This is a genomic window from Lentzea sp. NPDC006480, assembly GCF_040611995.1.
Taxonomy (GTDB): domain Bacteria; phylum Actinomycetota; class Actinomycetes; order Mycobacteriales; family Pseudonocardiaceae; genus Lentzea.
On record NZ_JBEXPJ010000179.1, the window covers coordinates 1 to 17301 of the forward strand.

General features: G+C 69.8%; 2 protein-coding genes. Both read right to left on the reverse strand.

Features of this window, described 5'->3' with window-relative positions; all coding sequences use genetic code 11:
- Nucleotides 1-1559: beta-ketoacyl synthase N-terminal-like domain-containing protein (locus ABZX92_RS39405; protein ID WP_355570578.1), on the reverse strand; the 1559-nt coding region annotated here is incomplete at its 3' end.
- A gap of 130 nt (nt 1560-1689) precedes the next feature.
- Nucleotides 1690-17268 carry a type I polyketide synthase gene (locus ABZX92_RS39410; protein ID WP_355570579.1) on the reverse strand — a complete coding sequence of 5193 codons (15579 nt, stop codon included), beginning with the start codon at nt 17266-17268 and terminating at the stop codon, nt 1690-1692.
- Nucleotides 17269-17301 lie beyond the last annotated feature (33 nt).

Sequence of the window (17301 nt, forward strand, 5' to 3'; positions counted from 1 at the left end):
GAGGTCCCCACTCCAAGCGTCCCACGAGGGTCTGACGATTCCGGGCTCGCAAGATCGACAATGGCCGAGTTGTCCACAGGTCGTGAGCTGTCCACAGATTTCGGCGAGCCCGGTTGGCCAGGAGTTTTGGCCGGTACGCTGGAAATCGGGGGGATCCCCGTGCCGGACTCCGACGACGACGGCGCGCCCTCGAGGATGATGTGCACGTTCGTGCCGGAGACACCGAAGGACGACACAGCGGCGCGTGGGGCGCGGTCGGAGGAGGGCCATGCAACGGCTGTGGTGGCGAGTTCGACCGCACCGGTGGTCCAGTCGACGTGTGTGGACGGGTGCGACACGTGCAGAGTGGCTGGCACTACGCCGTGCTGCATCGCGGCGACCATCTTGATGATGCCCGCGACACCGGCGGCGGCCTGGGTGTGGCCGATGTTCGACTTCACCGACCCCAGCAGCAGCGGTGTGGAGCGGGAAGCGCCGTAGGTGGCGAGAAGGCTGCGGGCCTCGATCGGGTCGCCGAGCGGGGTGCCGGTGCCATGCGCTTCGACGACGTCGACGTCAGCGGGAGACAGGCCGGCGCGGTCGAGGGCGGCACGGATGACGCGTTGCTGCGCGCGGCCGTTGGGAGCGGTGAAGCCGTTGGAGGCGCCATCGGAGTTGACGGCAGAGCCGCGCACCACGGCGAGAATCGGATAGCCCGAGGCGACAGCGTCGGACAACCGCGCCAAGGCAAGAACGCCGACGCCTTCTGACCAGCCCGTGCCGTCGGCGTCGTCGGAGAAGGCCTTGCAGCGGCCGTTGCGTGCGAGTCCGCCCTGTCGCGAGAACTCCACCAACGAGCCCGGTGTGCACATGACGTTCACACCGCCGGCCAGCGCCAGCGCACACTCCCCCGCGCGCAGGGCGTGCACGGCCAAGTGCAGTGCCACCAAAGAAGAGGAGCAGGCGGTGTCAACAGTCAGCGTTGGACCTTCGAGGCCGAGGGCGTAGGAGATGCGACCGGACTCGGCGGAGGCCGCGATGCCGGTGCCGACGTCCCCTGTCGCGTCGTCGAGGCCGCGGATCAGCAGGTGCTCGTAGTCCTGGCCGTTGGTGCCGATGAAAACACCGGTGCGTGAGCCGCGCAGCGACGTCGGGTCGATGCCGGAGCGTTCCAGCGCCTCCCAGGACGTCTCCAGCAGCAGGCGCTGCTGGGGGTCCATCGTCACGGCCTCGCGCGGCGAGATGCCGAAGAACGCCGGGTCGAAGTCCGCGATGCCGTGCAGGAACCCGCCCTGCACCGAGACGCTGTGGCCGCGCTCGTCGACACCGCTGCCGAGCAACGCGTCGACGTCCCAGCCGCGGTCGGCCGGGAAACCGGTGATCGCGTCACGCCCGGACGACACCAGCTCCCAGAGCTCCTCCGGCGAGCTGATGCCGCCGGGGAAGCGGCACGCCATCCCGATGATCGCGATCGGTTCGGTGGCGGCCGCGACGAGCTGCCTGTTCTGCTTGCGCAGCCGCTCCGCCTCCTTCATCGCGGCGCGGAGAGCCTCGACAACCTTCTCGCTGGAGGTACTCATTCATCAGCTCCGTCAGTCCAGCCGGACACGGTCTTCCCGCCAGCAATTCCAGCAGCCGAAGCGGTAGCGAATTCCTCAGAAAAAACGGCCGGCCACCCCGAGGGGCAGCCGGCCGTCGACCCAACCGCGGTCAGTCGGCCTGGCCGTCGAGCGCGGCCTGGATCAGGTCGTCGACGCTCATCTCGTCGATGTCCTCGTCGTCCTGAGCCGCGGTTCCCTTGCCGATGAGCTGCATCAACGGCTCGAGCACACCGATCTCGCGCAGCTGGGCGAGCGGCACCCGCGCCAGCAGATCGCGGATCTCCGTCTCGTCTGAATCACCCGCGGCGGCATCCGGCACCAACTCGGTCAGCACGTGCGTCGCGAGCTCTTCCGGTGACGGGTGGTCGAACACGAGCGTCGAGGCGAGCGACAGGCCCGTGGCGGCGTTGAGCTGGTTGCGCAGCTCGACCACCGCGAGCGAGTCGAACCCGAGGTCGCGGAACGGGCGGTCCGGTCGCACGGCGTCGACATCGGCCTGTCCGAGCACCTCGGCCGCGCGCGTCCGCACCAGGTCCAGCACCTCGTCGAACCGTTTCGCCGCGGGCAACGCCAGCAGCTTCTCCCGGAACGCACCCTCCGCGACCGGCGCCTCCACAGTGGACTCCGTGGCCAGCTCTCGCAGCAACGGGTTCGGGCGGAACCCGCCGGAGAACCGGCCCTTGTCCACCGCCGCCACAACCGCCGTGGGCAGTCCCTCACCGACGAGCTGTCGAAGCGCTTCGCACGCAAGGACAGGATCCATCGAAGCGATTCCGGCACGTTTGGCGTTGGCCACCGCGTCCTCGGTGCCGGCCATCCCGCCACCACCCCACGCACCCCACGCGATCGACGTCGCCGCGAGGCCCTGACCACGCCGGCGGTCGGCCAGCGCGTCGAGCATCGCGTTCGCCGCCGCGTAGTTCGACTGGCCTGGGCTGCCGACCGACGACGACGCGGACGAGAACAGCACGAACGCGTCCAGGTCGGAGGTCAGCTCGTCCAGCAGCAGCGCCGACGTCACCTTGCTGCGGAACACCGCCTCGAACCGCTCCGGCGTCATCTTGTCCAGCACACCGTCGTCGATGACGCCCGCGGTGTGGACGACTCCGGTCAACGGGCCGGGGATCGCGGAAAGCACCGCCTGCAAGGACTTGCGGTCCGCGACGTCGCACGAGGCGATCGTGACGCCGGCACCGAGACCCACCAGCTCGGCTCGCAGTTCAGCGGCACCGTCGGCCTGCAAACCGCTGCGGCTCACCAGTACCAGGTGCTCGGCGCCGTTCCGCGCGAGCATCCGGGCGACGTGACCGCCGAGCGCGCCCGTGCCGCCGGTGATCAGGACGGTGCCGCGCGGCTGCCACTCCTTTGCCGGAACGGCCGCCGGCGCGGCGATCAAGCGTCGTCCGAACAGGCTGTTCGAGCGGACAGCGACCTGATCCTCACCATCGAGTCCGGAAAGGACGGACGTGAGGCCGTTCGCGACCCGGTCGTCGATCACTGCGGGCAGGTCGATCAGGCCGCCCCAGCGTTCCGGGTGTTCCAGCGTCACGACCCGGCCGAGACCGTGGATCGCGGCCTGCGTCAGGTCCTCGAACGCCGTGCCGTTGACCGCGACGCCGTCGCGGGTCGCGCACCACAGTGGCGCCGTGATGCCCGCGTCGCCGAGCGCCTGGATCAACGCGGCCGTCAGCGGTACACCTCGCGGCGCACTCGCATCGCCTGCCTCGGCGCGTCCGAGCAGCGACAGCACCCCGGCGAACGACGTGCCCAGCGACTTCAGTTCCTCCGCGATGGCCTCTCGGTCCGCAGCCGCGACGTCGAGTCGCACCACGCTGGTGCCGAGCGCGTCGATGACCGCGTCACTCCACTCGTCCGCCCCAGTCGTGACGACGAGCCACGTGCCGCTCAGTTCACCCGACTTGCCGGCGTTCAAAGGCTTCCACGTGATGCGGTGCCGCCAGCTGTCGACGAGCGCGAGGTCGTTGCGCTGCTTGCGCCAGTCCAGCAGCGCCGGCAGGACCTGCTCCAATGCGCCGGTGTCGACGCTGAGGACGTTCTGCAGCGACCCGAAGTCCTCGCCCTCGACCGCCGCCCAGAACGCCGCGTCGTCGCCGGCCGGCACGGCGGGCCTTGCCGTGGTGGCCATCGTCGACGGCCAGAACCGCTGGTGCTGGAACGCGTAGGTCGGCAGCGTGATGGTCCTGCCGGCGCCGAAGAACCCGGCCCAGTCGACCTTCACACCGCGGACGTGCAGACGGGCGAGCGCCGAGACGATCGACTGTTCCTCGCCGCGGTCCTTGCGCAGCACCGGAATGCCGCCGTCGACCAGCCCGGACAGCGTCGCGTCCGGCCCCAGCTCCACGAACGTCGTGACGCCGCGTTCGGTGAGCGTGCGCACGTTGTCCGTGAACCGCACGGCTTCCCGCACGTGCCGGACCCAGTACTCCGCCGACGTGACATCGCCTTCCGCCACCACGGGAATCCGCGGCTGGTGGAACGTCAGGGACTCCACAGTGGACCGGAAATCGTCGAGCATCGGGTCCATCAGCGGCGAGTGGAAAGCGTGCGAGACGCGCAACCGCTGGGACTTCCAGCGTTCCGCGATCGCGACCACGGCTTCCTCGGGCCCGGCGATGACCACCGAGTCCGGCCCGTTGACCGCCGCGATCGCCACGCCGTCGGTGAGGTGCGGCAACACGACGTCCTCACTCGCCTGCACCGCGACCATCGCGCCGCCCTCGGGCAGCGCCTGCATCAGCTTGGCGCGCACGGTGACGAGCTTCGCCGCGTCCTCGAGGCTGAGCACCCCGGCGACGTGCGCCGCCGCGATCTCGCCGATCGAGTGGCCTGCCAGGAAGTCCGGCTTCAGCCCCCACGACTCGGCCAGGCGGAACAGCGCGACCTCGACCGCGAACAGCGCGGGTTGGGTGTTGCCGGTCAGGTTCAGCGTGTCCTGGTCGTCGCCCCAGATGACGTCCTTGAGGCTCGGCTCCAGGTGGCTGAGCACCTCGTCGAACGCCGCCGCGAACACCGGGAACCTGGCGTGCAGCTCACGGCCCATGCCGATGCGCTGCGAGCCCTGGCCGGCGAACAGGAACGCGAGTTTGCCGGAGCGCGCCACCTCTCCCCTGACCACCAGCGGGTTCCGGACGTCCGACGCGATCGCCGCGAGCGCGTCGGTCAGCTCGTCGCGGCTGCCCGCCAGCACCACCGCACGCTGGTCGAACGAAGCACGCGTCGTGGCCGCCGAACGAGCGATGTCCAGCAGGTGGCCGTCGACGTCGAGCAGGCGCGCGGCCTGATCGCGCACCGCGGCTGGTGTCCGGCCGGATACCAGCACCGGAACCACTCCAAAGTTGTCCACAGATCGCCCAGCGGCCCCTTGACCAGCACTTTCATCCGGTACGCTGGAAATTGGGGGGATCCCCGAGCCGGGCGCTTCCAAGATCACGTGGGCGTTGGTGCCGCTGGCGCCGAACGACGAGACGGCGGCCCGGCGTGCGCGGTCGACGGCGGGCCACGACGTGCGTTCCTGCAGCAGCTGGACCGCGCCGGTGCTCCAGTCGACGTGCGAGGACGGCGTCTCGGCGTGCAGGGTGCGCGGCAGCTCGCCCGCCCGCATCGCCATCACCATCTTGATCACGCCCGCGACGCCGGACGCGGCCTGCGTGTGGCCGATGTTCGACTTGACCGCGCCCAGCAGCAGAGGTGCGGAGCGGTCCTGCCCGTAGACGCTGAGCAGAGCTTGCGCCTCGATCGGGTCGCCGAGCTTGGTGCCGGTGCCGTGCGCCTCGACCGCGTCCACATCGGACGGACGCAGCCCGGACGCCGCCAGCGCCTGCCGGATGACCCGCTGCTGGGCCGGTCCGGACGGGGCGGTGAGGCCGTTCGACGCGCCATCGGAGTTGATCGCCGACCCGCGCACGACCGCGAGCACCTCGTGGCCGTTCCGCAACGCGTCCGAGAGCCGCTCCAGGACCAGCATGCCGACACCTTCAGCCCAGCCGGTGCCGTCGGCGTTGTCGGAGAACGCCTTGCAGCGCCCGTCCTCCGACAACGCGCCCTGGGCGCTGAACTCGATGAACCCGACCGGCGTCGACATCACGCACACACCGCCGGCGAGCGCCATCTCGCACTCTCCCGTGCGCAGCGCCTGGGCCGCGAGGTGCAGCGACACCAGCGACGACGAGCACGCGGTGTCGACCGAGACCGTCGGGCCCTGCAGGCCGAACGTGTAGGCGAGACGCCCGGACAGCAGTGACGCGGACTGCGCGGTCTGCCACTCCAGGCCGGTTTCCTCTGCCGACGGCCGGTATTCGCCGCTGCCACCACCGACGAACACGCCGGTGACGCTGCCGCGAATCGACGCCGGGTCGACGCCGGCCCGTTCCAGAGCCTCCCAGGCCGTCTCGAGCACGATGCGCTGCTGCGGGTCCATGACCATCGCTTCCCGCGGCGAGATCGAGAAGAAGTCCGGGTCGAAGTTCGGGACGTCGTAGAGGAAACCACCGCTGCGGGTGACGCTCTGTCCGCTGTAGAGGGAAGTGAGGTCCCAGCCGCGGTCCGCCGGGAAGTCCCCGATCGCGTCGCGGCCGTCGAGCAGCAGCTGCCACAGGTCTTCCGGCGACCGCACGTCACCGGGGTAGCGGCAGGCCATGCCGACGATCGCGATCGGTTCGTCGGTGGTCGTCCGGACCGTGTGTTCGATCTCGTCCGCGCCGCCGAAGAGCTCGGTGAGCAGGTGCTCCGCGAGCTCGTTCGGCGTCGGGTAGTCGAACACCAGCGTGGCGCTCAGCCGCAGACCCGACTCGGCCTGGATCTGGTTGCGCAGGTCGACGGCGGTGAGCGAGTCGAAACCGAGGTCGCGGAACGGGACGTCCGGCTCGATCGCCCCGGTTCCGTTGTGGCCGAGGACAAGCGCCGCCTTCTCGCGGACGAGAGCGAGTAGCGCGCCGAGACGTTCGTACTCCGGCAGCTTGCCGAGCGTCTGCTTGAGCATCGGCTCGTTGACCGGCTTCTGCTGCTGGAACGCGCTGAACAGCTTGCTGGACTGCTGGAACGTGCTCCAGTCGACGTTCGCGACGACGACATTCGTCCGTCCACTCGCGACAGCCTGATGGAGCGCCGCGAGGGCGTTCGGAGCGTCGAGGACCGGGATGCCGCTCATCCTCAGGTGCGCGGTCATGCTCGGGTCGGTCGTGCCCTCCCACGGCGCGTACGCGATGGAGGTCGCCTTGAGGCCGCGAGCCTTCCGTTGCCTGGCGAACTCCTCGACGATCACGGAGTGCGCGGCTTGTTCTTTCTGACCGCGGAAACCCCACGTGCCGGCGACTGAACCGAAGATCACGAACGCTTCCAGCTCGCGGTCGCCCAGCTGCTCGTCGAGTTCGTGGAGCGAGTCGATGCCACCGAGGTGGATCACCGCGGTGACGTCGTCGGTGAGCGTGTCGGTGGTGTTGGGCAACGTCTTGAGCTGCTCGCCCATCGGACCCTCAGCGCCGACGAGCAGGATCTGACTGGTCGGGGTCCACGACGTGGTGGCCTCGATGCGGCGCAGGCGTGGGACGAACGCGCCTTCGTCGTGGAAGGTGACTTCCTGCTCGCTTTGAGGGATCGCCCAGGTGGTGGTTTCAACGCGGATCAAGCCGCCCCAGCGTTCCGGCTGCTCCAGCGCGGCGACCCGCCCTTCGCCCCAGACGGCGGGTTCGCCGCTGACGCACCACAGCGGAGCCGTGATGTTGTTGGCTTCCAGGATGTTCAGGACCTCGAACGGGCTGGTGTCGGTGGTCGAGATGACTCCGGCGTAGTCGCCCGGCACGAGTTCGGTCACCGTCGCGCCCGCGAAACCCGTTGCGTCGCCCAGGACGAGCCAGGTGCCGTCCGTCGTCGTCGGGACGTCGTGCTTCTCCCACACCACTTCGTACAGCCAGTCGTCCGTTGCGGACTTCGGCGTCGTCGTCGGCCAGTAGCGTTCGCGCTGGAACGCGTAGGTGGGCAGCGGGATGCGCTTCGCTCCGGTGCCCGCGAAGTACTGCTGCCAGTCGATGTCGGCGCCGCGGACGTGCAGGGTGCCGAGCGCGAGACTGAACGCGCTCACCTCGTCGCGGTCCTTGCGCTGGGTCGCGACGGCTCCGTCGACCATCGCCGCGAGCACGCCGTCCGGGCCGATTTCGACGAACGTGTCGACGTTGTTCAGGCTCTGGATGTTGTCGTGGAAGCGGACCGTGTCGCGGACGTGGCTCACCCAGTAGTCGATCGTCGTCACGTCACCGGTGGTGGCGATCGGGATGCGTGGCGCGGTGAGGGTGATGGTGCTGATCGCCGCGCGGAAGTCGTCGAGCATCGGGTCCATGAGCGGTGAGTGGAACGCGTGGCTGACGGTGAGCTGTTTGGTCTTCTCGAACTTCTTGGCGATCTTCGTGACGGTTGCTTCGTCGCCGGCGATGACGATCGACGCCGGTCCGTTCACCGCTGCGATCGAGACCTTCTTCGACTTGCCGATCTGCTTGGCGACCTCGGCTTCGGTGGCCAGGATGGAGACCATCGCGCCCCCGGCCGGGAGGGCCTGCATGAGGTTTGCCCTGGCCGTGACGAGCTTGGCGGCGTCTTCGAGCGTGAGGACGCCGGCGATGTGCGCGGCCGCGATTTCGCCGATCGAGTGGCCGGCGACGTGGTCGGGCAACACGCCGAGGCTCTGGACGAGCTTGGCGAGCGCGACCTCGATCGCGAACAGCGCCGGCTGCGTGTTGCCCGTCTGGTTGAGCGTTTCTTCGTCGTCGCCCCAGATGACGTCCTTCAGAGCCGGGTCGAGGTGGGCCAGCACCTCGTCGAGTGCCTCGCGGAACGTCTCGAACCGCGCGTACAGCTCGCGGCCCATGCCGAGGCGCTGCGAGCCCTGGCCGGTGAACAGGAACGCCGTGGTGCCCGCCTTGCGCGCCACACCGTTCACGACCTCCGCGCCGTCGATCAGCAACGCCCGGTGCGCGAACTGCGCGCGCGTCGTCGCCGCCGAGAACGCCAAGTCGAGCTGATCCGCCTCGACCGCGCGGATCTGGTCGATCTGAGCGCGCAGAGCATCGGAGGACTTCGCCGAAACAACGACGGGGGCCCCCTTGGGGGGACGCGAGGTCCCCACTCCAATCGTCTCACCCGGGGCCGGCAGTTCCGGTGCGGCAAGATCGACAACTGCCGAGTTGTCCACAGGCGCCGAGTTGTCCACAGATTGCGCCGCGCCCGCCTGACCAGCGTTTTCGCCCGGTACGCTGGAAATCGGGGGGATCCCCGAGCCCGGCGCTTCCAAGATCACGTGGGCGTTGGTGCCGGAGAGGCCGAACGCGGAGATGCCTGCTCGGCGCGGGTGACCCGTCGCAGGCCAGGGGGTGTTCTCGGTGATGAGGGACACCGGGCCCGAGGTCCAGTCGACGTGCGTGGTCGGGGCGTCGACGTGGAGGGTGCGGGGCAGCACGCCGTGGCGCATCGCCTCGACCATCTTGATGACACCCGCGACGCCTGCGGCGGCCTGGGCGTGGCCGATGTTCGACTTCACCGAGCCCAGGTAGAGCGGCTCGGAGCGGTCGGCGAAGGTCGAGAGGAGAGCCTGGGCTTCGATCGGGTCGCCCAGGGTGGTGCCGGTGCCGTGCGCTTCGATGGCGTCGATGTCGCCCACGGACAGACCGGCGTCTGCGAGAGCGCGGCGGATCACGCGCTGCTGTGAGGGGCCGTTCGGGGCGGTGAGGCCGTTGGAGGCGCCGTCGGAGTTGACCGCGGAGCCACGGACCAGGGCCAGGACCTCGTGGCCGTTGGCGACAGCGTCCGAGAGGCGTTCCAGGACGAGGATGCCCGCGCCTTCGGACCACGCGGTGCCGTCGGCGGCGTCGGCGAAGGCCTTGCAGCGGCCGTCCGGCGCGAGTCCGCCCTGGGTGGTGAACTCGACGAACGAGTCAGGGCTCGACATGACGCTAACGCCGCCGGCGAGCGCGAGGGAGCACTCACCGGAGCGGAGCGCGCGCATCGCCCAGTGCATGGCGACCAACGACGACGAGCAGGCGGTGTCGATGGTGACGGCGGGGCCTTCGAGTCCGAGGACGTAGGAGAGGCGGCCGGACATCACCGACGCGGTGTTGCCGGTGGCGAGGTAGCCCTGGATGTCGGAGTCGAGCGAGCGGCGCAGGATGTTCTCGTAGTCCTGGCCGTTGGTGCCGACGAACACACCGGTCTGCGAACCGCGCAACGACGACGGGTCGATGCCGGTGCGTTCCACGGCTTCCCAGGCGGTTTCCAGGATGAGGCGTTGCTGCGGGTCCATCGCGAGCGCTTCCCGCGGCGAGATGCCGAAGAAGTGCGCGTCGAAGTCCGCGACACCGTTGAGGAAACCGGCTTCCAGCGACGCCGACGCGCCTGAGCTCAAAGCGGCGAGATCCCAGCCGCGGTCGGACGGGAAGGAGCTGATGCCGTCGCCGCCGCTGGAAACCAAGTCCCACAATGCTTCCGGCGACGTCACGCCGCCCGGGAAGCGGCAGCCGATGCCGACAATGGCGATCGGATCGTCGTCGACGCGTGCGACAACCACCTCAGCCGGAACGTCACCGACCTCGCCCAGCAGGAAGTCCGCCAGGTCGTAGGGCGTCGGATAGTCGTACAGCAGCGAGGCGGGCAGCGTCAGTTCGGTGGCGGCCTGCAGGCGGTTGCGCAGTTCCAGCGTGGTCAGCGAGTCGAAGCCGAGGTCGAGGAACGCGCGGTCCGGGTCGACGTCGGACGCGGTGCCGTGGCCGAGAACCGCGGCGATCTGGCCGCGCACCAGGTCGAGGACCGCGCGGGTGCGCTCGGCCTTCGACAAGCCCGCCAGTGCCTTGCGGAACTGCGGCTGTTCCGAGGCTTCCACGACTTTTTCGTTGGTGTGGAAGCGTTTGACCTCGGGCAGGTCGCCGACCAGCGGCGCCGGGCGCAGACCGGCGAGCGCGGGCAGGAACCGTTCCCAGTCGATCTCCGCGACCAGCACGGCGGCGTCGCCGTGTTCGATGGCCTGTTTCAACGCCTGCAACGCCAGTGCGGGCTCCATCGGCGTGAAGCCGCCGCGCTTCAGGCGTTCCGCGACGCTGCCCGAGGCCGCCATGCCTTCCTCGCCCCATGGCCCCCACGCCACCGAGGTGGCCGGGAGTCCTTGCAGGCGGCGGTGTTCGGCGAAGGCGTCGAGGAAGGCGTTGGCGGCGGCGTAGTTGCCCTGGCCCGCGCCACCGATGACGCCGGCGGTCGAGGCGAAGAGCACGAACGCGTCGAGATCCGAGGTGAGCTCGTGCAGGTTGCGGGTCGCGTGGACCTTGGCGCGCAAGAGGTTCGTGAACGACGTGGCGTCCATCGACTCGATGAGGCCGTCCTCGACGACGCCTGCCGCGTGGAAGACGGACGTCACCGGGTGCTCGGCGAGAAGTGCGGCGAGGGCGTCGCGGTCGGCGACGTCGCAGGACTTCACGAGCACGCGCGGGTCGTCGAAGTCCGCGGTTCCGGTGCGGCTGACCAGGATGACCTGCTCGGCGTCGTGGTCGAGCAACCACCGCGCGACGTGCTTGCCGATCGCGCCGGTGCCGCCGGTGACGAGCACGCGGCCCGGCCGGTAGTCGCGGTGCAGTGCGCTCGGGGTGCTGTGGATGAGGCGGCGGCCGTAGACGCCGGACGGCCGAACCGCGACCTGGTCCTCAGTTCCTGCGAGCACGCCGGGGATGCGGCGCGCGGTGTTCCAGTCGAGCTGTGACGGCAGGTCGATCAGGCCGCCCCAGCGCTGCGGGTGTTCCAGCGCGATCACGCGGCCGAGTCCGTGGACGGTGGCGAGGTCGGGGTTGGCAATCTGCTCGCCACCTCCCACCGACACCGCGCCCTGCGTCGCCACCCACAACGGGGCGTCCTGCCCCGCGTCGCCAAGCGCTTGCACCACAACGGAAGTGCGGACCAGCGCATCCTCGGCACCGGTGTTCAGGGCGAGCAGCGACAGCACGCCGGCGTAGTCGCCGCGGACCTGCTCAGCCAGTTCCGCTCGGGTGGTGGCGTTGACGACGACCGTTTCGACGCCGAGCGCTTCGATCAGCTCGGACGCGTCGTGATCGGCGAGCACCAGCCACGGGCCGGTGAGCGTGGCTTGGGCCGTGATGGGTTTCCAAGTCACCGCGTAACGCCACGAGTCCACAGTGGACTTCTGCTTGCGCGAACGCCACTGCGCCAGCGCGGCGAAGTCCTCGCGTTCGACGGCGGCCCAGAACTCGTCGTCGACGAAGTCGCCGTCCTTGTCCTGCGGAGCCACCGGCTCGGGCCAGAAACGCTGGTGCTGGAACGGATACGTCGGCAGCTCGACGTCGGCCTCGGCGCCCGCGAAGTAAGCGGCCCAGTCGACGGTCGTGCCGCGGACGTGGAGGCCGGCCAGCGCGGTCAGCAGCGTCACGACCTCATCGCGCTCGCGGCGCAGGGCCGGGACCAGCACGGCTTCCTCGGTGAGCGACTCCTGCGCCATGCCGGTGAGCACGCCGTCGGGGCCGAGCTCCAGGAACGCTCGCACGCCCTTGCTCTCCAGCTGCGTGACCTCGTCCGCGAACCGGACGGCGTCGCGGACGTGCCGCACCCAGTGTTCCGGGTTCCTGACGTCGTCCGCGATCAGCGGGATCGACGGCTTGCCGAACTGGATGCCGCTGATCGCCGCGCGGAAGTCGTCGAGCATCGGGTCCATCAGCGGCGAGTGGAACGCGTGGCTCACCTTGAGGCGCTTGGTCTTCTCGAACCGCGCCGCGATCGCCTCGGTCTCGGTCTCGTCGCCCGCGATGACGATGCTCGTGGGCCCGTTGATCGCGGCGATCGACACCCGATCGGTGAGCAGCGGGGTGATGTCGGCTTCGGTGGCCTGGATCGCGATCATCGCGCCGCCGGTCGGCAGCGCTTGCATGAGACGGGCGCGGGCGGAGATCAGCGTGCAGGCGTCGTCGAGACTCAGGACGCCGGCGACGTGTGCCGCGGCGATCTCGCCGATGGAGTGGCCCGCCAGGTAGTCCGGTGTGACGCCCCACGACTCGACGAGCCGGTAGAGCGCGACTTCGACCGCGAAGATCGCGGGCTGGGCGTAGCCGGTCTGGTCGAGCTGCTCCGGGTCGTCGCCCCACATGACGTCGCGCAACGGCCTGGCGAGGTCCGCGTCGAGGTAGGCGCAGGCCGCGTCGAGGGCGTCGGCGAACACCGGGTAGCGCTCGTACAGCGCCTTGCCCATGCCGAGACGCTGCGAGCCTTGGCCGGTGAACAGGAACGCGGTGCGGCCGCGTGTGGTCTGCCCACGAGTGACACTTGCGTCCGGTTGATCGTCACGCAACGCTCGGAGGCCGCGCACCAGCTCGTCGCGGTTGCTCGCGACGACGACGGCGCGCTTCTCGAACGTGGACCGCTTAGTGGCCAGCGACGCCGCCAGCTCGCTGAGGTCCGCGTCGACGTCGATCAGGTTGCCCGCGACCTGCTTCAGCGCCTCGTCCGCGCGCGCCGACAGCAGCACCGGCACCGCACCGACCTGGATCGATCCCGCCTGGGGGCCCTGGGGGGAGAACGAGGTCCCCACTCCAATCGTCCCACGGGGGTCTGACGGGTTCGGGGTGTGGAGATCGACATCTGCCGAGTTGTCCACAGGGGTGGAGTTGTCCACAGATTCGGGGGCTGCCTCTAGCACTACGTGGGCGTTTGTGCCGGAGAGGCCGAAGGAGGAGACGCCGGCTCGGCGTGGGTGGTCGGTGACGGGCCACGGTTCTTCGGTGGCGAGGAGTTTGATCGAGCCCGAGGACCAGTCGACCTTCGTGGAGGGCTGGTCGACGTGGAGGGTGCGGGGCAGGACACCCGCCCGCAGTGCCAGGACCATCTTGATGATGGACGCGACGCCCGAGGCCATCTGGGTGTGGCCGATGTTCGACTTCATGGAGCCGAGCAGCAGTGGCCTGGACCGGTTCTGGCCGTAGGTGGCGAGGAGGGCCTGGGCTTCGATCGGGTCACCCAGGGCCGTGCCGGTGCCGTGGCCGTCGACAGCGTCCACTTCGGACGGTTCGACTCGTGCGTTGGCCAGGGCTTGGCGGATCACTCGTTGCTGCGAGGGGCCGTTCGGTGCGGTGAGGCCGTTGGAGGCGCCGTCCTGGTTGACCGCGGAGCCGCGCACGACGGCGAGGATGCGGTGGCCGTTGCGGATCGCGTCGGACACCCGCTCCAGCAGGACCAGGCCCACGCCCTCGGCGAGGGTCATGCCGTCGGCGGCGTCGGAGTATGCCTTGCAGCGGCCGTCCTTCGCGAGAGCGCGCTGGCGGGAGAACCCGACGAACGCGCCGGGCGTGGCCATGACCGAGACACCGCCGGCCAGGGCAAGGCTGCTCTCCCCGTCGCGCAGTGACTGGCAGGCCAGGTGCAGTGCCACCAAAGAAGAAGAGCACGCTGTGTCGAGGGTGACGGCCGGGCCTTCGAGACCGAACAGGTAGGAGACGCGGCCCGACAGCACGCTCGAGAGCGTGCCGGTGATCATGTGGCCCTCGTCGCCGGGCTGGTCGGAGCCGCCCGCCGAGTAGTCCTGGTAGGAGGCGCCGATGAAGGCGCCGGTGAGGGTTCCCTTCAGCGACTGCGGGTCGATGCCGGCGCGTTCGATGGACTCCCAGGCGGTTTCGAGCAGGAGGCGTTGCTGCGGGTCCATCGAGAGGGCTTCGCGCGGGCTGATGCCGAAGAAGCCGGGGTCGAAGTTCGCGACGTCGTGCAGGAAGCCACCCTGCACCGAGTAGGCACCGCCCGGTGCGTCCGGGTCCGGGTTGTAGAGGGAGTCGCCGTCCCAGCCGCGGTCCGCGGGGAAGCCGGAGATCGCGTCGACGCCGTTCATGACGACGTTCCACAGGTCTTCCGGTGTCGCGACGCCACCGGGGTAACGACAGGCCATGCCGATGATCGCGATCGGCTCGTCGGACGCGGCCGAAGCGATGACCTGACCGGTGGGAACGTCGGCGCCGAGGAGCTCGCCGAGCAGGAACTCGGTCAGCGCGAGCGGGCTCGGGTGGTCGAACACCATCGTGGTGGGCAGGGTCAGACCCGTTGCGGCGGCGAGCTTGTTGCGCAGGTCGACCGCGGTGATCGAGTCGAAACCGACCTCGCGGAACGCCCTGTGCTCGGTCAGCGCGTCGGTCGAGGCCATGCCCAGCACCGACGCTGCTTCGGCGCGGACGAGTTCGAGGAGCCGCTGTTCGCGTTCGGCGGCCGGAAGGGCGCGCAGCCCGGCCGCGAAGGAGCCGTCGGACGTGGTGGTCTGCTCGGCGGCGACGGTGAGCGCGCGAACCTCCGGCAGCTCCTCGAAGAGCGTGGTCGGGCGCATCGCGGTGAAGACCGGGTAGTAGCGGTCCCAGGCGATGTTCGCGATGGCGATCTCGGTCTCGTCGTCCTCGATCGCCCGCTGCAGACCGGCCAGCGCCAGGCGTGCCTTCATGAACTCCAGGCCGCTGCGGCGGATCTGGTCGGTGTCGACGCGGCCGAGGCCGATGTCGTCGGACCAGATGCCCCACGAGACCGAGGTGCAGCGCAGTCCGCGAGCGCGACGGTTGGCGGCCAACGAGTTCAGGTAGGCGTTACCGGCCACATAGGACGCGTGGTTGCCGGAGCCCCACATGCCGGAGATCGACGAGAACAGCACGAACGCGTCGAGGTCCTCGGTCAGCAGCGCGTCCAGGTGGGCGGCGCCGTCGACCTTCGCGGCGAGGATCTCACTCAGACCCTCCACAGTGGATCCGTCGATCGAGTGCAGGCCGATGACCGCGGCAGTGTGGATGACCGAGCGGATCTCACGGCCTTCCGCGCGCAGGTCGTTCAGCATGCGTTCGACGTCGTCGCGCCGGGCGATGTCGCAGGCGACGACCGTGGTGGGCGTGCCGAGTTCTGCCAGCTCCGCAACGAGTTCGCGGGCGCCGGGCGCTTCGATGCCGCGGCGGCTGGTGAGCACCAGGTGCTCCGCGCCCTTGTGCGCGAAGAAGCGGGCGACGTGCGGGCCGAGCGTTCCGGTGCCGCCGGTGATGATCGTGGTGCCGCGCGGAGTCCAGTCCCGGGTCTCGGGCCGGGACGGAGCCCGGACGACGCGGCGGGCGAGGGTGCCGGACGCGCGGATCGCGAGCTGGTCCTCGCTGCCTGCGTTGACCAGGGCGGAGACGAACCGTTGTGCGGCGCGCTGGTCGAGCTCCTCCGGCAGGTCGATGGAGCCGCCCCAGCGTTGCGGGTGTTCCAGCGCGGCGGTCCAGCCGATACCGACCGCCTGGACCTGTGCCGGGTGGTCGACGGTGTCCGCGCGGCCGGTCGAGAGGGCGTTGCGGGAGATGTTCCAGACCTTGGCGGTGAGGCCGGCGTCGGCGATCGCGTTGATCAGGTTGACGGTCAGCAGCAGGCCGACGGGCAGGCCGAAAGCGCCGGGACGTTCGTCGGTGGGCAGCAGCGAGACGATGCCGTCCGCTTCGACCAGCTTCGCGGCGATGGTGGTGCGGTCGTCATCGGCATCCAGGACGATTCGCTGCACGTCGCCGAGCGCGCTGGTGACGTCGGTGTCGATGATGGCGTCCGTGGTGACGACGGCCCAGGTGCCGGTGAGCTTGCCGTTGTCGAGGCCGCGCAACGGCTTCCACGTCGTGCGGTAGCGCCAGGAGTCCGTTGTGGACTGATCGCGGCTGGTTTGACGGAACGTGTTGAGAGCGGGCAGGACGGCGGCGAGCGTGGCCTCGTCGAGGTGCAGGCTTCGGGTGAGGGTGGCGAGGTCGGACTGTTCGACGGCCTGCCAGAAGGCGTCGTCGACGGGGTCCTGCGCGGCGACCGGGTGCTGCGGCGGGCCGATCCAGAAGCGCTCGTGCTGGAACGGGTAGGTGGGCAGGTCGACGCGGTTGCCTTCGAGGTGCCACTTGACCGGGAGGCCGCGGACCCAGACCTCGGCGAGTGACGTGAGAACGCGGTTCAGGCCGCCGATGTCGCGGCGCAACGTGCCGGTGACGACGCCGCGCTTGCCTTCGAGGGCGTCCTGCACGCCCGGCGTGAGAACCGGGTGCGAGCTGACTTCGACGAAGACCTGGTGTCCTTCGGCGATGAGCTGCTCGACGGCTTCGTTGAGGTGCACGGTCTGACGCAGGTTCGTGAACCAGTACAGGGCGTCTGTGTTGGCGTCGTTCCACTCGCCGGTGACGGTGGAGAGGAAGCGCGTGTGGGGAGTCTGTGGCGTGATGGTGGCGAGGTCGGTGAGGACGTCGTCGCGGATGTCCTCGACCTGGGCCGAGTGCGAGGCGTAGTCGACCTCGATGCGGCGGACCCGCACACCCTGCTCGACGAGCTTGCCGCAGAACGCGTCCAGCGCTTCGAGATCACCGGAGACCGCGACGCTGCGGGGGCCGTTGGTGGCGGCGAGGCTGAGGCGCTCGCCCCATTCTTCGAGGTGGGGCTGGACTTCGTGGGCCGGCAACCCGATGGACACGATGCTGCCGCGGCCCGACATGACGCGGCCGATGGCCTGGCTGCGCAGGGCGACGACCTTGGCGGCGTCTTCGAGGCTGAGCGCTCCGCTCACCGCGGCGGCGGCGATCTCGCCCTGGGAGTGGCCGATGACGGCGTCGGGGGTGACGCTGATCGCGTGGTCCGGCCAGATCGGGTCCCAGTTGTGCAGTCCCTCGGTGTAGTGCCACATCCGGTCGCGGTTGACCAGGTTCGCGCCGGCCTG

Coding starts and splice junctions, on each gene's coding strand:
- ABZX92_RS39410 (WP_355570579.1), bottom strand. CDS start 17,268: ATGTGGCACTACACCGAGGGACTGCACAACTGGGACCCGATCTGGCCG.